The following is an 18422-nucleotide window of genomic DNA, read 5'->3' as shown; positions in this document are numbered from 1 at the left end:
GCTTCTCAAAGGTGCTCAACATGAAACGCGTCTATCAAGCTCTCGTTCTCGCGGCTGCATTGGGTCTGCCGCTCGCAAGCCACGCTGAATCGCAATCGACGGCGACGCGCGCGCAGGTTCGCGCCGAGCTGATCGCCGCGCAGCAGTCCGGCCAGTATCCGCAAAGCGACACGAACTATCCGGAACCCGCGAACTATTCGGCCGCCGCGCCGCACGTGTTCCATCGCTCGCATGATCTGATCGCGACGTCGTATGGTCCGTCGGTCAGCGGCAGCGCAGGGTCGGGTTTCCGTGCGACGCGAGCCCGTTCGCTGGCAGGCGCATCGTCCGCATTCGACGACATCTATCGCGGCCAGTAACGCGCCGCATTCACTACGCTCACGGAGATAACCATGTCTGCAATCACGATCTACACGACACCGACGTGCCCGTACTGTCTCGCCGCGAAGGCGCTACTCAAGAAGAAGGGGCTGTCGTACGAGGAAATCAACGTGCAGGGCGACCGCGCCACGGCGCTCGCGTTGATGGAACGCACAGGACGCCGCACGGTGCCGCAGATTTTTATCGGCGAGACGCATGTGGGCGGATTCGACGATCTCAATGCGCTGGAAACCGAGGGGAATCTCGATCCGCTGGTCGAGGCCAACGTGGTGCGTTAAGCGCAGCGCGCGAGCCTGCAAAGAGTCAGCCGCGAACGGCATCACGCCGTTCGCGGCTTTTTACTTTGCGCTCGCGCGTCACGAACCGACTCGCGGCAGAAAGGTCGCGGGATTGACGGGCTTGCCGTCCTTGCGGACTTCGAATTACATCGAGCCGTTGCCGTGGTCCGTCGCCGGCATCTCGGCGATCGTTCCTTCTTTCACGAGCAGCTTGCGGTTGTGTCCGTAGGCCGTCACGAGCATGTCGTCGTGCTTGATGACGATCAGCTTGACATACGGCTTGTCGCCGTCGCCCGCGAACACGACGCGACCTAACGTCGCCGCGTTCACCGGATCGCCCGCTTTGGCGGCGATCTCGATCCCCTTCGATTTTGCCTTGTCCATACACCACGCTCAGCGTGCCGCAGGCAGCCGTGACGGATGTCTATGGAATCCTCAATGTTTTACAGCGCTTCGCGCTTTTGCTTTTTATACGCGCAATTTACGCGAGGCATGCGTGCCACAGCCGCGCTCACGGGCGGCGCTTTTTCCACGCGTAATCGGCGGGCGGATCGGACGCGCCCGCCTTGCCGACGGAACGCGGGTTCTCGCTGCAGAGCGTGACGAAGCTCACGTTATCGCCGGCGGCCTGCTTTTTGCGCAGCGTTTCGGTGAACGCGAGCGCCTGGGTCATCTGGTCAGCGGCGAACCGCTCGAAACGAGCGGTTCCCGTCGACGTGCCTTCTTCCAGCCAATACACGACGAACATGTGTTTCCTCTAGTGCAACTTCGACGACGGTATCACGCGAGATCGAGCGCCCCCGTCAGATCGCCGATGGGCGCCAGCCCGTTCTGCACCAGCGCACGGTCACGCAGCGCGACGCCGTCCAGCGGCGCAAGCCCATGCACGCGGCTGATCAGACGCAGGATCGAGTTGGTGTCGTACACCGTGTGATCGACGTAGCCTTTCTTCGCGAGCGGTGAAATGACCAGCGCCGGAATGCGCGAGCCCGGTCCCCAGCGGTCCCCTTTGGGCGGCGCGACGTGATCCCACCAGCCGCCGTTCTCGTCGTGCGTGATGACGATCACCGTGTTCTGCCACTGTGGGCCGCGCTGGATATGCTCGATGACGTTCGCGATATGCCGGTCGCCGGACTCGACGTCCGCGTAGCCCGCATGCATGTTCAGATTGCCCTGCGGCTTGTAGAACGTCACGGCGGGCAGGCGTCCCGCGTCGATATCGGCGATGAAGCGGTTGGTCGACGCGTCGTCGCCGACGCCGCCGTCGCGCAGATGCCGCGCGCGCGCCGCCGTGCCGGGCGCGAAGGTCGCGAAGTAGTTGAACGGCTGATGGTGATACTGGAAGTCGGGCACGGCGCCCGTATCGCGATGATCGAGCGCGTATTGCCAGGCGCCGCTGTACCACGCCCAGTCGACGCCCTTGTCGCTCAGACGGTCGCCGATCGTCGCGTAACGCTGCGGCGGCAGCACCTTCGGGTCGCCCGGATTGGCGAGCGCGGGGTCGCCACCCTCGGCGGGCCGCACCATGCTCGGCTGATAGGGCGGCGCCATCGTGTTGACCGCGTAGCCGTCGGGCGTGAACAGGCCGTCGCTGACGAACACGGGTGGGCCTTCGAGGGCCGTCCTCGGCGAATTGGGCGCCTGCTTCAGGCGCGTGCCCGTCGGGTCGTCGCCTTCGACGACGGACACGAGCTTCTTCCCCGGACCCTTGCCGATGTCCGGCACGAGCGGCGCCTGCGCGGAAATCAGAAAGATGTGGTTGAGCCACGAGCCGCCGAACGCGGCCATAAAGAAGTTGTCGCACAGTGTGTACTGCTGCGCGAGCGCCCACAGCTTCAGCGATTCGCCGGAACTGCGGTAATGCCCATCACGAGGCCGCCCGAATCGCCCCATGCGGCGAACTGGTTGTTACGGCCCGCGTTGATCTGCATCTGGTTCTGATAGAAGCGGTGCACGAGGTCGCGGGTAATCACGCTGTTCGGCAGCGGCGCGCCGTGCGCGTCGGTCAGATGGAACGGCTGGTTGCGCAATCCGGCGATATCGCGCTCGGCAATCACGTAGCGCTTGCCGTCGATTTCCTGCGCTTGCGGCACGAGGCCGCCCCAGATTTTCGGCAGCGTGGCGAGCGGCGTGCTGCCGTCGCGGTCCAGTTGCACGTAGCGCTCGGGCGTGACGGCGGATAGCGGATATTGCACGCCGGGGAAGTTGCCGTACAGGTTCGCGAAGCTGCGGTTCTCCGCGTAGATCACGACGATGCGCTTGACCTGGTCGTGCAATGCGGCGTCGAGCCGTGCGTCGGCAGCGCTGCGCGGCGCGCCCGTCGAGGCGCCCTCCACCGACTGGCAGCCCGCCAGCGCGAGGCCGAGGCCCGCTGCGGCAAGGCCAGTGAGGACGCGGCGGCGGTCGGGATCGTCGGGGCGGTCGTCGGAGGGCAGGTCGGAAGCGGTGGGCAGATTGGGGTCGTCGTGCTCGTTCATCGGTCAGTCTCCTGGCACAGTGAATCGCAAAAGAGGCACAGCGGGGCAAGGCGGAAGGCGGCGCGCCTTGGCGTCGGCCGCGCGCCAACCGCATCGTCGCATTCGTCAAGGGCGGTTAGCAACCCGTTTAGCGGCCGGTTGGCAGCCTGACTGGTGGCGTGTCTGGCAAGGCGGTTGCGTTCTGGATAGTTGCTCGATCTGGCCTGGCACGGCCATGCGTCGAGCGTGGTCAAGGGGTGATGGTGCGCCGTCGGTTCGCCGCGAACTGCGCGCGGCAAACCGGCCCGATACCCCCGCGGCTCGATACCACCGCGGCTCGATGCCCGCCGCTACAGGTTTCCCTTCAGCTCATCGAGCGACACGCCAAGCTCGCCCGCGAGGTGCGTCACGAGTGCTTCGAGCCGCTCGACGCGCTCGCTCAGCTCGCGCTGCTGCGCGCGCAGTGCTTCGAGTTCGCCGGGCGGCAGCGGCTCGTCGGAGAGTGCCGCGGCGCCGATCTGCTCGGGCGTCGGCTCGCCGCACAAGAGATGCATCCAGCGGCTCTCGCGCTCGCCCGGCGTGCGCGCCAGCTTGACGACGCGCGGCGGATCGTTGTCGGCAAGCTCTTCGAGAAACGCCTCGACAGACGACGTGTCGGCGAAGCTGTGCAGGCGCGCGGTAGCGAGCCGCAACTCGGCTGCCGTCTGTGGGCCGCGCAGCAACAGCGCGGTTAGCAGCGCCGCCGACTGGCGCGGCAGGCCGAGCACGCGCTCCATGTTGTGCTCGAAGCGCGGCACGCGGCTGCTGCTGCCTTCGAGCACGAGCGACAGGCGCTTCATGGAGTTGATCGCGTCGAGAATCTCGGATTCGCTGACGTTCATCACGGGCGAGCGCGAAGTCTTCTGATTGCAACCCGAGGCGAGGGAATTGAGCGACAGCGGGTAGGTGTCGGGTACGGTGTGCTGCTTCTCGAACAGCACGCCCAGCACGCGGGCTTCGAGTGGCGTGAGCGCGCGCATGGCGGGGCGCGGGGTATCGTCGGTGGTGGAATTCATGGGCAATAGACTCGATAGAAGGCCGCGTGTGCGATGGCGCGAGCGCACAGGCTCGCGCGTTAGCATAGTCTATTGCCGTTGGCGGCGGGACTGGAAGCGTTCCGGCCGCCGCTGCGCTGCGGGCGCTACGGCATGTCGTACGGTTCGTCGGGCACGTCGAAGACGGCGTCGTTCACGTCGAGTTCGATCGAACAGCTGTCCGTCGAAGCCGGCTGCGCCCTCGACACTTCAACATGCTGCCGCACGAGATCCCTCAGACGATCCTGCACGACGCGGCGTTTGGCCGTATCCAGCGCGGCATAGCGGTCGATCTGCGCATCACCGAGCTTGAGGGTCACGACGCAGCGCGCGTCAAGCGTCGTGTCGCGGCCCGTTTCGACGACCCACGAGAGCATCAGCCAGGTCGTCGGGCCTTCCTGGTAGGCGCTGACAGTGGGCGCTTTCGGCGATTCGAAGGTCCCGACGAGGGCCAGTTCCTTTATCTGTTTCCTCTGGCTATGTATGAGCAACCGGGATGCCACTGTCCTGTCGCGCACGCGTCACATTGCGTGCCGTGAGGGGCCGGCGGTGCCGATGACGGGCTGTCACGGGCCGCGCGGTACACTGCGGACTCGCCGTTCGTCCATTCTGGACAACGCACAAGGGGCAACCCGAAGGAGAGCCACATGCGTACCAGCGCCCGTAATCATTTCGCCGGCCAGGTCACGGCCGTCAAGGCCGGCGCCGTCAACGACGAAATCACACTCCGCACCCAGGACGGACTCGAAATCGTCGCGGTGATCACCCATGGCAGCGCGTCGTCGCTCGGGCTCGCGGCGGGCAAGCCGGCGTTCGCGCTCGTCAAGGCTTCGTCGGTGATCGTGATGGTCGATGCCGACAGCAGCAAGGTGTCGGCGCGCAACTGCATCGCGGGCTCGGTCGCGTCGGTCACGAAGGGCGCCGTCAACAGCGAGGTCGTCATTGCGGCGGCGGGCGGCGCGCAGGTCGCCGCGATCGTCACCAACGACAGCGTCGACCGTCTCGGCCTCACCAGCGGCAAGGCGGCTGCGGCAATCTTCAAGGCTTCGAGCGTGATCGTCGGCGTCGATTGAGCGTGTCGATGTCGGGCGTGGGCGGGCGGCCCCGCGCCTCGCATGTCATAAGCCGTGCGATATGCCGCCTATGTCGCGCTTCCCTTCGGCAGCCAGCTTGCGAGCAGCGTAATATATCCACCGATACATCGTGTGGCATGACAGCGTCGCAACGCAATGGAGAGGGACGATGGGAATGACTGGCTCGGCGGCGCTGCCGCTGCAGGAGACGACGGCAGGCGCCGTTACGCTGGCGGGCGATTTTCTACGTCCAATGCAGGTGACGATCGACGATCTGCGGCAGCACGCAAGCGTGACGGCCGATCCCTTCGACCTGCGCTGCTACACGACGAACCGCTTCATCCGCAAGGTCGATCAGTATCGCGGCGTGTTGCTGAAGGATCTGATCGACATGGCGGGTTTGCGCAACGAGCGGCCCGGCGATTTCAAGCGGACCATTTTCATTGCGCACGCTCACGACGGCTACGCGGTGACATTCTCATGGCATGAACTGTTCAACACGCCGATCGGCGAACGCGTACTGGTCGCGTTCGAGCGCGGCGACCAGCCGCTTTCCGTCGACGAAGGTGCGCCCATCCTGTTTTCCGCCGCTGACATTCTGCCCGCGCCGCGTCATGTGAAACGGCTCGCGGGTGTGGTTGCGCGGGTGCTCGAGCTTTGATGCGATCGACGGGGTCGTTTTTGCTGGCGTGAGCGGACCGCGCACTGGTGCAAGTGCCGATTGAAGTCCCGTGTATGGCATCGTGTATGCTTGCGCGCATGAGTCAACCGGCAAACAACATGAAGACATCGGCACATCCGAAGCCCGAGGTGCGCTTCAGAATGCGCATTCAGCAGGAAGGCACGATCGCGCTGGGACCGGGAAAGGTCGCGCTGCTCGAAGCGGTCCGCGAGCATGGCTCGATTTCGGCGGCGGCGCGCAGCCTGAACATGTCGTATCGGCGCGCGTGGCTGTTGATGGATGAATTGAACCGTTCGCTGAAATCGCCGGCGACGATATCCGAGCACGGCGGCCAGAGCGGCGGCGGCAGTGCGCTGACGCCCGTCGGCGAGGAGATCATCCGGCTGTATCGCGGCATCGAAGCGCAGGCGTACGCCGCATGCGCGGACGATATCGCCGCGCTTACGAAGATGGTGCGGCGTTAGGTCGTGACTTACCGCGCGTGATCTATAGCGCGTGACGCCTAGCCGTGACGCAGGCAGAAGCGCGGCGCTCCACCGGACTGCGTGTTCGTCTGCGCATCGGCATTGAGCCGCCCGATCAGTTCGACAAAGCTCGCGACGCTCGCGGTGCGCAGCGGATACCACGCAATGTGGCCGCGTTCGCAGACACGTTTGAGCATGTTCATCGAGTCGTGATCGATGCAGTCGACGGGAAACACCACGATATCCGCGCCCGGCAATGCAGCCGCCAGCAAGCCCTTGCGATCCTCGATGCCGCCGTCGTGCACGGTCATCTCACCTCCCGCCGATTCGACGATCCGTCTGATCGCCGCATTCGAACCCGGCCTTCCGCCGACATACACGATACGCATGCGCTCCAGGATCGCCAGCGAGGCCGAACGCCCGGACCGGTCGTCGCCCGCGGTGGCCTGAAGCGTGCGTTCCAGTGCGCTCGCTTCCGCTTGCAGCGTTTTTATTAGCGCATCCATTTCATCGAGTCGCGCGCGCAACGCACGGGCGCTTTCCTGTTCGGCGGCGACGCGCTGTTCGGCGGCTTCACGGCGGTTCGTATGCAGCGCGAGACGCTCGTCACGCGCTGTCAATGCTTCGCGCAGCAATTGGACCTCGGCGCGCAGGGCGTCGTCAGTGCCGGCATCCTGCGGCTTGGCGTGCGCCGTGCGCGTTTCCAGTTCCTGCGCGGCAGCGTCGCGCTGCAAGCTCATTTCCTGCAGACGGCTTTGCTGGCGATCGATCTTCGTGCGCAACGTGGCATTTTCTTCTTCCAGCGCGACGAGCCGCCGGATATCCGCGCGATTCGCGGCGCCGACCAGATGCGACAGCATGTGCAGATCGCCGAACGCCGATTGCCGCACGCTCATGGTGGTTTGCGGATGCGTCATCAGCGCCCAGTAGGCGGGCGGAATGTCGCCGCTCTTGAGCGCTTCTTTCCATAGCGCGAGCACCGCGTCCGGGTCCTTCGCCTTGTCGAATAACCGGAGCGCGCCCGCATAGCGCTCGTCCAGTGCCTTTTGCAGCGCCTTGCCGCCCGCGCCGCCTTCGATCGCGAGTTCGACCGCTGTGTGATGAATTTCGAGGTCGGTGGCGCGCTGACGGTCGAGGTCGGTGAACTTCGGCACGAGCTTGCGCAGTTCATGCGTGCTCAGACACGTGCCGATGATCGAGCAGTGCAGGTGCGCATCGAGTTCCGCGAGCCGCGTGCGTCGTTTCAGATCGGCGAGTTGCGCCTTCGACGGCGCGCAGCACGGATCGGCGCGTTGTGCGGAGCCAATGGACGTATCGATGCCCGGGCGGGCGAGACGAAAGGGCGGAGCGTGCATGAAGACCTCTATCCGGACATGACGGCGGACCGGGGTGGATGCGCGAACGGATTTTCGAAATATACCATCGAATATAGCGGGTGCGCGCCGGGCAAAAATCAGTGCACCGGTTCGGGTTGACGTCTGCGCGTTGGCAGCGGCGCGGGCTTGAGGGCCACCGTGCGCGGCGGCGCGGGCTTGTGCCGCTCCAGCACGTGCTCGACGCACAATCCAACGAGAATCGCATCGACGCGCTCCAGCGCCGTCACCGTTTCGCGCATCGCCGTCGGGTCCGTGCTGAAGGACTCGGAAAACACCGCGTCGCGCGTACGTTCGAGCACGCGCGCCTGGCGGATCGCGATTTTCAACTCGCGCAGCCGCGCAAAACGGGCGGCTTGCGCTTCGCTGGCGAGCATCGACAGCAATTCGCGCAATGACGCGGAAGACAGGTCATCGGCCGCCAACGCGGCGTCCCGCGTGGCCGCGAACATCTGCACGAAGCGCGTGACGCTGCTGCGCAGACGCCTGAACGCATCGACCACGTCACGGATCTGCTGCGCGGGCACATCCGCCGACATCGGCTTGAGCGTGCTGATTTTCCCGGATAGCGCATCCGTTGGCGCATCGCGACGAGTGCTGCCCACCCCGATTCTCCCTTAGAACGATCGATGTATTTTAGCGTATATATCGGTGCGCTTGTCACGTCGCGATCCGATCGTTCGTTCATTCGTTCATTCGTTCATTCGCTCGTTCGATATTCAGCGGCGGCTGATCACGAGCGCGATGCCGCCGAGTATCGCCGCCGCGCTCAATGTGAGCCGCGCGGTCAGCGGTTCGCCGAGCAGCACGATGCCGCCGACGGCGGCGATCAGCGGCACACTCAATTGCACGGTCGCGGCCGTGGCGGCCTTGAGTTCCTTCAACGCGGCGTACCAGATCACATAGCCGACACCCGACGTCAACGCGCCGGATATCGCCGCGAAAAGCAGGCCCGTTCGATCGATCGATGCGCGCGCAAACATCGCGATGCTGATCGCCGCGGCGAAGGGAATGGCGCGAATGAAATTGCCTGCCGTGGTGGCCGTCGGATCGGCGGCGCGTTTGCCGCGCAGTGAATACGCGCCCCACGCGATGCCTGCGCACAGCATCAGCAGCGACGCGAGCAGAGGCGGCGCGCTCACGCCGGGCAGCACGAGCGCGACGAGGCCCGCGAGCGCGCATGCGAGGCCCATCCATTGCAGCATGCGCAGACGGTCGCCGCGCGAGAGTGCATAGCCGATCATGGTTGCCTGTACCGCGCCGAACAGCAGCAGCGCGCCCGTTCCCGCCGCCAGCGATACATAGGCAAACGAGAACGCCGCCGCGTAGACGAACAGCGCAAAAGCGGAAAGCCAGTTGCCGGCGATGGGTTGCCGCAGGCCGCGGCTGCGCAGAATGATCCACAACACGATGGCAGCCGAAACGATGCGCGCGGACGTGAACGTTGCGGGATCGATCGACGTGCCCTTCAACGCGATGCGGCATAGCAGCGAATTGCCCGCGAAGGCGAACATGGCGACGATCGTCAGCAAGGCGATGCGCATGCGCGGCATGGTGCGTTGGACGGAAAGGGGAGTGTCGTGAGCGTGCACGATACTTTAGCGTGAGGCACTGCGTCCACGCATCGCGCAGTGCAACGTGAATCGATGGAAGCGGGGCATTGAAAAACAATGCCGGACAGCAACAGAACAACGATTGCTATCCGGCATGTCGGAGGCGCGGTGTTCAGGCCATTGCTGATGGCTTGATGTTCTGGTTATGCCGGAACAGGTTCTGCGGATCGTAACGGTCTTTCACTGCGACGAGCCGCGCGTAGTTCGGACCGTATGCGTCGCCCACGCGCGCGGATTCTTCTTCCGTCATGAAGTTCACGTACACGCTGCCGAGCGCGAACGGCGCGGATGCATTGAAGAACGCACGCGACCATGCAATGCAGCGCTCGTCGTCGGCGGCTTCCGTCCAGCGGCCGTGCACGTTCATCACGTATTTCGCGTCGCGATTCGAGTAAGCCATTGCATCGGGCGCCACGCGCATCGTCTGGCCACCAATTGCGCCAAAAAAGATCTCGCACTGCGGCGACGGCAGATTGGCGATTGCATCGACGAACGCGTCGATCAGGCCGTCGTCGAGCGTGGCGAGATTGTGCGACTTCCAGTAGTTGCGCGCACCTGGCGTCAGCAGTGGATCGAATGCCTGTTGCCACGCGGTGAACGGCATCGGTCCGAGATGTTCGCCGTAGGGCGTGCCGAACTTGCGCACTTCATCGACCACGGCCGGACCATTCGCGACAGGCCCTGTGTAGCAGACCGCAAACGCGATGATCGGCTTGCCGTGCACGTCGGCGGACAGGAAAGGCAGCGGCGGCGCGAAGCGCGCGACGGCCCACACAGTCAGTTCGTCAGGCCAGGTTTCCAGCGCGGCGCGATATTTGACGAGCGCGTCGCGCGCCTGGTCCATCGGCAGGACGACGAGGCCGCCGTAGACCTCGGGTCCCACTTCATGCAACTTGAACTCGAACATCGTGACGACACCGAAGTTGCCGCCGCCGCCGCGAATCGCCCAGAACAGATCTTCATGCGAATCGGCGCTGCAGCGGATCGATTCGCCGTCGGCGGTGACGACATCGGCTGAAATCAGATTGTCCACCGTCATCCCGAAGCGCCGGCTGATCCAGCCGAACCCGCCGCCAAGCGTGAGGCCTGCAACGCCCGTCGTCGAATTGATGCCGAGCGGCGTGGCGAGCCCGAAGGCTTGCGCTTCGTGATCGAAGTCGCGCAACAGACAGCCCGGCTCGACATAGGCGCGGCGCGCGACGGGATCGATGCGCGCGGACTTCATCTGCGACAGGTCGAGCAGCATGCCGTCGTCGCACACGGCGCTGCCGGCGATGTTGTGGCCGCCGCCGCGCACGGCGAGCAGCAGCTTGTTGTCGCGCGCGAAATTGACGGCGCGACGGACATCGGCCGTGCCCGCGCAGCGAACGATGATCGCGGGGCGACGGTCGATCATCCCATTCCAGATACTGCGTGCTTCATCGAACGTTGGATCGCCGGGCAATACGACCTGGCCCCGCGTGAGAGCTTTGAATTCGTCGATTGCACTGCTGGACAGATTCGCCATGCTACACCTCCGGTACGGACAAACAACGTCCGAACCCCTCGATCATGTCTGATCAAAGTAGTTCGGACGACCTGGCTTTCGTTCAGTAAACGAGGCTGACCGGCGCGCACAAATTAACGTATACCCGCACGTCTTCGCGTTTCATCCAGGTTCCTTTGAATACGGGCTGGAACGTGCGAAAAGCCCCGGAAAACAAGGCCCTTTCTGAATGGACTCACGGATGGAGTGCTTCGTAAATAGCGCCTCCGGCTTGCGAGCGCTCACACAGGGACGTTACGAACCTTAAGAAACCATAAGCGTGCCGTCTTTTCGTCGTGCGAAAATAGAGCGCATGCGATTGACTTGCGCACACGAATTGCGCTTTTCCAGTCCGCGATTTGATCAGATCAGACGATTGCACAGCCACCCAGTGTGTCGGATTTCTTCTGTTACGCTGACCGACAACTTGCTCTCTGTAAGTAAACAAGGCGGGCGGCGTCGAAAGACGCCGCCCGTTTTTTATTGGCTTTATTCAGTTTGACAGGGTGATTAAACAGACACGACTCATCCATTTATCGAAAGCAAATTGTCATTTAAACGACTGATGCGCAATGACCACACATGCGTTACGGATGATTGCGAACCATTACCGTTCATGTAATGATATCGATTCGCATTTAGAATGACCGGCCGGGGAGGCAGCTACCGGCGGGGCGGTTCACGCGAAGACGCGAACCGGACGGGCAGGCACCGCCCGTTGCACCAAGAAAAAATCAGTTACAACGACAGGGAATCGTGATGCTTCGAACCACGCCACTCGCAGCGGCCGTCATGGCCGTCTTTGCGACGCCGCTCTACGCTCAAACGACGACGCCAGCCACTCCGGCAGTACAGGTTGCCCAGGCTGCAACGTCCGCTTCTCCCGCCAGCCAGCCCTCGGCCAGCCAGCCTTCCGAAAGCAACACACTGCCCGCCGTCAAGGTGACCGGGCAGACCGACAACGCCAACGACTTCCAGCCGGAAACAGCCAGTGTCGGCGCCAAGGTGCCGACCGCGCTGCGCGATATTCCGCAGGCTGTCACCGTCATCCCGAAGGCCGTGTTGCAGTCGCAGGCCGCAAACTCGTTCTCCGACGCGCTGCGCAACGTGCCTGGCATTACGATCGGCGCCGCCGAAGGCGGGCAGATCGGCAACAACATCAACCTGCGCGGCTTCTCGGCGCGCACCGACATTTACCTCGACGGTTTCCGCGATCGCGGCCAGTACTATCGCGACACGTTCAACCTCGAATCGATCGACGTGCTGTATGGCCCGTCGTCGCTGTACTTCGGACGCGGCTCGACGGGCGGCGTGATCAACCAGGTCAGCAAGGAGCCGCAGCTGAAAAAGCGCGCCGACGTCTCCGTGCAGGCGGGCACGCATGACCGTTACCGCACCACGGTCGACCTCGACACGCCGATCACCGATACCTCCGCGTTCCGTATCAACGCATTCGGCCAGAGCCTCGGCTCGTCGCGCGACGTGATGAAGAACAAGGACTATGGCGTCGCGCCCGAAGTGAAGTTCGGCATCGGCACGCCGACGGAGATCACGTTGTCCGCGCTGATCCAGCACAACCGCGATCAACCCGACTACGGCGTTCCGCCGCTGAACGGCCATCCCGCGCCGGTGAATCGCGGCACGTTCTACGGCTACACCGACGACCGCACGATTCAGGACGTGCAGACCTTCAGCGCGCGCATCAAGCACCGCTTCAACGACGACGTGACAGTGCGCAACCAGACGCAGTTCAGCCACTACAGCACGGAAGCGCGCGCGACCAACGCGGCGGCCGTGCTGACCGGGCCGCTCTCGACGTCGACGGCACTCGCCAATGGCAACTTCACGAACATCGATCCGTCGAAGCTGTTCGTCAAGCTGCAGGGCAAGGACCGCAACATCAACGACCATTCGGTCTACAACTCGACCGACGTCGAGTGGAAGTTCAACACGGGCCCGGTCAGGCACGACCTGCTCGCCGGCGTCGATCTGAGTCACGAAACATATAGCAACCAGACCTTCACCGCGACTTCGCCGGGCATGACGTCGAACACGATCGGCGTGGTGCCGTTGATCGATCCGCCGTACACGCCGCGTCCTGCGAACGTGAAGGAAGTGGCGACCAATCTCGCGGAATCGAGCGCGAATGGCGTGGGCCTCTATTTGAACGACACGATATCGCTCGGCGAGCACTGGAAAGTGGTCGGCGGCGTGCGCTGGGACCGTTACGAGGCATCGATCAAGAACTCGATCAACCTGCCCGGTTATGCGACGCAGACCAACTACTTCACCAGCGTGCGCGGCGGCATCATTTATCAGCCGGCCGACTGGCAGTCGTACTACGTGTCGTACGGCACGTCGTTCGATCCGTCGCTCGAAGCGTTGACGCTCACGAATGGGCAGCAGAACCTGCCGCCCGAGCACAACAAGTCGTATGAAGTCGGCGCGAAGCTGGATCTGCTTGGCGGCGGCCTGTCCGTTACGCAATCGCTTTTCAACATCGAAAAGACGAATGCGCGTACCGCGAACCCGGACGGCAGCTACACGCTCGACGGCGATATCCGCGTGCGCGGCTATCAACTCGGCCTGGCCGGCCACATCACCGACAAGTGGCAGGTGTTCGGCGGCTACACGTACATGGACGGCGTGATCCTGCAGGCGTTCGACGGCACGCAAGGCAAGACGCCCGCGAACACGCCGCGCAATACGCTGACGCTGTGGACCACGTACGCGTTCACGCCGCATTGGGAAATCGGCGGCGGTCCGACGTACATGTCGTCGCGCTATGCGGCGAACAACAACCTCGTGCAGGTTGGCGGCTACACGCGTTGGGATGCGATGGCGGCTTATCACGCGAAGCGTTACGACGTCCAGATCAACGTGTTGAACCTGACGGACAAGAACTACTACGACGCGCTGATTCCGTCCGACGGTGGACGCGCGGTGCCGGGTTACGGCCGTACGTTCCTCGCGACGCTAAACTATCGCTTCTTCTGATCGCACGAAGCGATAGCCCACGGCACGCCGCGCGCTTGCCCGCATGAAGCGATTCATGCGGAAGCGCGCGGCGCGGCCGCTTATGCAGGAACGTTGAACGATGATTGTCTCGATCCCCGACGTACTGAGTCCCGCCGAAGCCGCCGCGATGCGCGCGGCGCTCGAAGCCAGCGACGTATGGGTGGATGGCCGCGCGACGGCCGGCTACCAGGGCGCGCCCGTCAAGCGCAACCAGCAGATCGCGGAAGGCTCGCCGATCGCTCTGGAAATGGGCGACCGGATCGTCGCATCGCTGGAGCGTCACCCGCTTTTCATCAGCGCCGCATTGCCGAACAAGGTGTATCCGCCGTTGTTCAACCGCTATGAAGGCGGGATGCATTTCGGCAGTCATGTCGATGGCGCGATCCGGATCGTGCCGGGCAGCGGCGTGCGCGTACGCACCGATATTTCGATCACGCTGTTTCTCACGCCGCCGGACGAATACGACGGCGGCGAACTGCTGGTCGAAGATACCTTCGGCGTGCAGGAAGTGAAGCTGCCTGCCGGACACGCCATTGTGTATCCGGGCACGAGCCTGCATCAGGTGCGGCCCGTGACGCGCGGCGCGCGCGTGTCGAGTTTCTTCTGGGCGCAAAGTCTCGTGCGCGACGACACGCAACGCGCGATGCTGTTTGATCTCGATGGCGCGATACAACGTCTCAATGCATCGAATGGCGATGAAGTGGCGCGCCGCACGCTGGTGGGCTGTTATCACAACCTGCTGCGCATGTGGAGCGAGACCTGACAGTTACGCGGTGCGTCGCGCCACGGTCGCAGTTTTTTGCGGACTACGCCCGCTTTGCAGCAGGAACACACCGCCGAGAATGCAGGCCATCGCGAGCAGATCGAGCGGATGAATCGGTTCGTGCGCGACCAGCACGCCGATTCCCAAAGCGATGACGGGCGGAATATACGTGACGCTCGAAGCCGCGATCGCGCCGAGCCGCTGCACGATGAAGTAGTACAGGATATACGCGACGCCCGTGCCGAGCAGTCCGAGCCCGAGCACGAGGCCGACGGTGGCGCGCGCGTCGTGCACGATGCGGGTGATGCCGTCGAACGGCGTCACGCAGGCAATCGTCAACAGCGCAAAGCCGATTTGCCACGTTGACAGCGCGACGGGCGACATGTCGAGCTTCGACAGAAAGCGCCGTGCGTAGACGAACGAGCAGCCCACGCTCAGCGATCCCGCCGCCATGTACGCGACGCCGCTGAGATCGACGCTCGCGACGGCGCCATTCCACGGCCGCGCGATCATCAATACGCCAACGAAGCCGCACACCACGCCGACCATCATGCGTGGGCTGGGGCGTTCCGCACGCAACAGCGCCCACGCGGAGACAAACGAGAAAAGCGGAATGGCGCCGCTCAACATGCCCGCCACGCTCGACAGCAACAGCGACGCGCCTTTGGCAAACGCATAGTAGTAAACGCTTGTCGCAAGCAGCGACATGACGACGAAGTGATGCGCATGGCGCAGCTGTTTCCATGCGAGCGCTTTCGTCGCGAACGCGTAGACGAGCAGCGGCAAAAATCCGAACAGCACGCGCAGGAACACGATCTGCGCGGGCGTGATCCATAGGCTGGCCCACTTCATGAAAAGAAAATTGCTGCCCCAGATCAGGCCGAGCAGCGCGAACGCGAGATAAGCGGGATTCATGGCAAACACCATCGGATGCAAGGACGATGCGCCGATTGTGCTGTGCGCACGGATGCGGTACAAACGATTTGTTCTCGTCGATACTGCAGAAAAACTATCCTATGTCAGCAATGCCACCGTTAAAAGCGCTGATCGCATTCGAATCCGCGATGCGCCTGAACAGTTTTTCTGCAGCGTCCGATGAACTGAACGTGACGCCCGGTGCTGTGGGCCAGCAGATCCAGAAGCTCGAGGCGTGGCTCGGCGTCGCGCTGTTCGCGCGTCAGGTGCGACAGATCATCCCAACGGATGAAGCGCGCGCCTACTACGCACAGATTCAGCCGGCGCTCGCGCAGATCATGCATGCAAGCCGACGCGTGCGCGAGAACCAGAGCAAGGGCGTGCGCGTATCGATGCCGCCCAGTTTCGCGGCCAAATGGTTCGCGCCGCGCATGACGGACTTTCTGATTGCGCATCCAGACATCGCGCTGGAACTGAATACGACGACCGCGATGGTCGATTTCGAATTGCAGTCGATCGATCTGGCCGTGCGTTATTTCGACGGCAACGCGCCCGATCTGCATGTGCAACTGCTGCATGCCGATGAAGCACGCGTCTATTGCAGCCCATCGTATGCGAGACGGCTGAAGCTGAAAGGTCCCGACGATCTGCAACGCGCAACGCTGTTGCACAACACGCTGCATCCGCACTGGACGACGTGGCTGAAGAAATTCAGCAAGCTGTCTGTGCGGCAGATCGACGGCTTGGCAGGCATTCATTTCGACCAGTCGCTGATGGCGATCGAAGCCGCCGCGCGTGGACAGGGCGTCGTGCTGACGAGCGCGGTATTGACGGAAGCGGAGACGGAGGCGAAGACGCTGATCGATCCATTCGGTCAGAGTCTGCCTTTGAAGACCGCGTACTACCTCGTACATCCCGAATCGATCGATCTCAAGCCGGGTGCGGCGACGTTGAAGGCGTGGTTTCTCGGCGAGCCATATGCAGAACGCCCGCGTTAGAGAGCGGGCGTTCATCAGTTACGGTGCGAGCAGAATTTCAACCCGGCAACATGCCCGGCAGCACATAAGCCTGCAACAACGTGATCAGACCGACGATCAGCGCGAACAGCAAACTATGCCGCACCGTGAAGCGGAACAACTCCGACTCGCGTCCGACGAGCCCCGTCGCCGCGCAGGCAACAGCAATCGACTGCGGCGAAATCATCTTGCCCGTCACGCCGCCCGTCGTGTTCGCGGCCACGAGCAAGGTGTCCGACACGCCGATCTGATGCGCGGTTGCGTGCTGAAGCGAGCAGAACAGCGCATTCGACGACGTATCCGAACCCGTCAGGAACACGCCGAGCCAGCCGAGCACAGGCGAGAAGAACGGGAACGCGGCGCCCGTTCCAGCGAGCAGTAGCGCGAGCGTCGACGACATTCCCGAGTAGTTCGCAACGAACGCGAACGACAGAACCAGACCGATCGACAACACCGGGCGGCGCAGTTCCTTCACCGTTTCGCCGAACGTTGCGAGCGCGTCGCGCGGCTTCACGCGCAGCAACACCATCGAGATCAGCGCCGTCACGAGGATGGCCGTGCCGACTGCCGAGAGCAGATCGATCTTGAGCACGGCTTCGTACGCTTTCGGCGTAGCGACGATGGGCGCCGTCTTCATCACGAGTTGATCGAGCGCGGGAACCTTGAACTTGAGGATGCTCCAGGCGAGCGCGCCCTTCGCGGCGAACAGCGCCTTGAACGGCTGCAGGCTCCAGACGGTGACGACCGCAGTCAGAATGCCGAACGGCGCCCATGCGCGGATGGTCTGCGCAAGCGTATAAGGCGACGCGCGACGGCTGACGCCCGCTGCGCCATTCGAACCACCGCCAAAGCCACCACCGAATCCCGACAAGGCCGCTGCGCCGCCGCTAACAGCACCGCGTGTCGTATCGCGCGCGCGGCGCGGCTGCCAGACCTTCAGGAACGACGCGAGCGCAACGAGGCTGACGAGCGCCGACGTGATGTCGGGGAGTTCAGGCCCGATGTGATTCGACGTGAAGTATTGCGTGACGGCGAAACTGCCGCCCGCGACCAGTGCAGCCGGCCACGTTTCCTTGAGGCCGCGCTTGCCGTCCATCATGAACACGAGCCAGAACGGCACGGCGAGCGAAAGCAGCGGCAACTGGCGGCCCGCCGTCGCGCCGATCAGGAACGGATCGATGCCCGTCACCTGGCCCGCGACGATGATAGGAATACCCATCGCGCCGAACGCAACAGGCGCGGTGTTCGCGATCAGGCACAGGCCCGCCGCCTTCAGCGGATCGAAACCCAGCCCGACCAGCAGCGCCGCCGTGATCGCAACGGGCGCGCCGAAGCCGGCCGCGCCTTCGAGAAACGCGCCGAACGAAAAGCCGATCAGCAGCAGTTGCAGGCGCTGATCGTCCGTCAGCGCGAGCACGGATGCGCGGATTACGTCGAACTGTCCGGTCTTGACGACGAGCTTGTAAAGGAACACGGCCGTCACGATGATCCACGCGATTGGCCACAAGCCATAGGCGAAGCCGAAGCCCGCCGCCGCGAACGCCTGCTGCGCCGGCATGCCGTACGCGAAGATCGCGACGGCGAGTGACAGCGCCAGCGTCCCCGCCGCCGCGACATGACCCTTCAGCCGCAGTCCCGCCAGCGCGACGAAGAAAAAGATGATGGGGATGCTGGCCGCGAGCGCGGATAGCCAGAGGCTGCCGAGGGGCAGGTAGGTCTGATACCACGGGTGCATGTCGGTCTCCTCCGAATATGCTGTCAATGAATTCTTGTCGGCGGCGCGCAGCCGCAT

18 protein-coding genes and 1 pseudogene are annotated in these 18422 nt (G+C 63.7%); 8 read left to right on the top strand and 11 right to left on the bottom strand.

The window, feature by feature from the left end:
* Positions 1-20: 20 nt before the first annotated feature.
* Both H1204_RS21515 and grxC read left to right on the top strand, forming a co-directional pair.
* Positions 21-359, top strand: coding sequence for a DUF4148 domain-containing protein (locus H1204_RS21515; protein WP_180732676.1), 339 nt, complete (start codon positions 21-23; stop codon positions 357-359).
* A gap of 33 nt (positions 360-392) precedes the next feature.
* Positions 393-659 carry a glutaredoxin 3 gene (grxC, locus tag H1204_RS21510; protein WP_180732675.1) on the top strand — a complete coding sequence of 89 codons (267 nt, stop codon included), beginning with the start codon at positions 393-395 and terminating at the stop codon, positions 657-659.
* A gap of 144 nt (positions 660-803) precedes the next feature.
* On the opposite strand, the gene H1204_RS21505 is transcribed toward grxC, so the two are convergent.
* From H1204_RS21505 to H1204_RS21485, 5 genes and pseudogenes are all read right to left on the bottom strand, one after another.
* Complete coding sequence (locus tag H1204_RS21505) at positions 804-1043, bottom strand: M23 family metallopeptidase (RefSeq protein ID WP_243468742.1); 240 nt, start codon at positions 1041-1043, stop codon at positions 804-806.
* A 127-nt stretch (positions 1044-1170) separates the two neighbouring features.
* On the bottom strand, positions 1171-1407 hold the full coding sequence (locus H1204_RS21500; RefSeq protein ID WP_180732673.1) for a hypothetical protein: 237 nt from the start codon (positions 1405-1407) through the stop codon (positions 1171-1173).
* Positions 1408-1439: 32 nt separating this feature from the next.
* Positions 1440-3136: pseudogene (locus H1204_RS21495) on the bottom strand (acid phosphatase).
* A gap of 329 nt (positions 3137-3465) precedes the next feature.
* Complete coding sequence (locus tag H1204_RS21490) at positions 3466-4170, bottom strand: YceH family protein (protein ID WP_180732671.1); 705 nt, start codon at positions 4168-4170, stop codon at positions 3466-3468.
* A 125-nt stretch (positions 4171-4295) separates the two neighbouring features.
* Positions 4296-4691, bottom strand: a complete 396-nt coding sequence (locus tag H1204_RS21485; RefSeq protein ID WP_243468741.1) for a DUF3022 domain-containing protein — start codon at positions 4689-4691, stop codon at positions 4296-4298.
* Between the two features lie 144 nt (positions 4692-4835).
* On the opposite strand from H1204_RS21485, the gene H1204_RS21480 reads away from it, so the two are divergent.
* The 3 genes from H1204_RS21480 to H1204_RS21470 all read left to right on the top strand — a co-directional run bounded on the left by H1204_RS21480 (position 4836) and on the right by H1204_RS21470 (position 6407).
* On the top strand, positions 4836-5261 hold the full coding sequence (locus H1204_RS21480; RefSeq protein WP_180732670.1) for a TOBE domain-containing protein: 426 nt from the start codon (positions 4836-4838) through the stop codon (positions 5259-5261).
* Between the two features lie 169 nt (positions 5262-5430).
* Positions 5431-5922 (top strand): molybdopterin-dependent oxidoreductase, encoded by a 492-nt coding sequence (locus H1204_RS21475; RefSeq protein ID WP_180732668.1) that lies wholly within the window; start codon positions 5431-5433, stop codon positions 5920-5922.
* Positions 5923-6083: 161 nt separating this feature from the next.
* Positions 6084-6407 carry a LysR family transcriptional regulator gene (locus H1204_RS21470; RefSeq protein ID WP_007744075.1) on the top strand — a complete coding sequence of 108 codons (324 nt, stop codon included), beginning with the start codon at positions 6084-6086 and terminating at the stop codon, positions 6405-6407.
* Between the two features lie 38 nt (positions 6408-6445).
* Here H1204_RS21470 and H1204_RS21465 read toward each other — a convergent pair whose 3' ends face one another.
* The 4 genes from H1204_RS21465 to H1204_RS21450 all read right to left on the bottom strand — a co-directional run bounded on the left by H1204_RS21465 (position 6446) and on the right by H1204_RS21450 (position 10900).
* Entirely contained in the window at positions 6446-7762 is a 1317-nt protein-coding gene (locus tag H1204_RS21465; RefSeq protein WP_180732666.1) for a DUF2325 domain-containing protein, read from the bottom strand.
* A 98-nt stretch (positions 7763-7860) separates the two neighbouring features.
* Positions 7861-8385 carry a hypothetical protein gene (locus tag H1204_RS21460; RefSeq protein ID WP_180732665.1) on the bottom strand — a complete coding sequence of 175 codons (525 nt, stop codon included), beginning with the start codon at positions 8383-8385 and terminating at the stop codon, positions 7861-7863.
* A 114-nt stretch (positions 8386-8499) separates the two neighbouring features.
* Complete coding sequence (locus H1204_RS21455) at positions 8500-9333, bottom strand: DMT family transporter (protein ID WP_180732663.1); 834 nt, start codon at positions 9331-9333, stop codon at positions 8500-8502.
* Between the two features lie 172 nt (positions 9334-9505).
* Positions 9506-10900 carry an FAD-binding oxidoreductase gene (locus H1204_RS21450; protein WP_180732662.1) on the bottom strand — a complete coding sequence of 465 codons (1395 nt, stop codon included), beginning with the start codon at positions 10898-10900 and terminating at the stop codon, positions 9506-9508.
* A 777-nt stretch (positions 10901-11677) separates the two neighbouring features.
* Between H1204_RS21450 and H1204_RS21445 the strand changes: the two genes are divergently transcribed.
* Together H1204_RS21445 and H1204_RS21440 are read left to right on the top strand one after the other, a co-directional pair.
* Positions 11678-13915, top strand: coding sequence for a TonB-dependent siderophore receptor (locus tag H1204_RS21445; protein WP_180732660.1), 2238 nt, complete (start codon positions 11678-11680; stop codon positions 13913-13915).
* A gap of 100 nt (positions 13916-14015) precedes the next feature.
* On the top strand, positions 14016-14699 hold the full coding sequence (locus H1204_RS21440) for a Fe2+-dependent dioxygenase (protein WP_180732659.1): 684 nt from the start codon (positions 14016-14018) through the stop codon (positions 14697-14699).
* A 3-nt stretch (positions 14700-14702) separates the two neighbouring features.
* Here H1204_RS21440 and H1204_RS21435 read toward each other — a convergent pair whose 3' ends face one another.
* Positions 14703-15614: a DMT family transporter gene (locus H1204_RS21435; protein WP_180732657.1), complete on the bottom strand. Its 912-nt coding sequence runs from the start codon at positions 15612-15614 to the stop codon at positions 14703-14705.
* Between the two features lie 101 nt (positions 15615-15715).
* Between H1204_RS21435 and H1204_RS21430 the strand changes: the two genes are divergently transcribed.
* The gene (locus tag H1204_RS21430) at positions 15716-16612 is read left to right on the top strand and encodes a LysR substrate-binding domain-containing protein (protein WP_180732655.1); all 897 of its coding nucleotides are present in this window, start codon (positions 15716-15718) and stop codon (positions 16610-16612) included.
* Between the two features lie 37 nt (positions 16613-16649).
* Here H1204_RS21430 and H1204_RS21425 read toward each other — a convergent pair whose 3' ends face one another.
* Positions 16650-18365, bottom strand: coding sequence for a lactate permease LctP family transporter (locus H1204_RS21425; RefSeq protein WP_180732654.1), 1716 nt, complete (start codon positions 18363-18365; stop codon positions 16650-16652).
* Between the last annotated feature and the right edge of the window lie 57 nt (positions 18366-18422).

Origin of the sequence: Paraburkholderia sp. PGU19, assembly GCF_013426915.1 — a bacterium.
Classification (GTDB): Bacteria; Pseudomonadota; Gammaproteobacteria; order Burkholderiales; family Burkholderiaceae; genus Paraburkholderia.
This window is presented reverse-complemented; position numbering and strand designations above follow the sequence as displayed.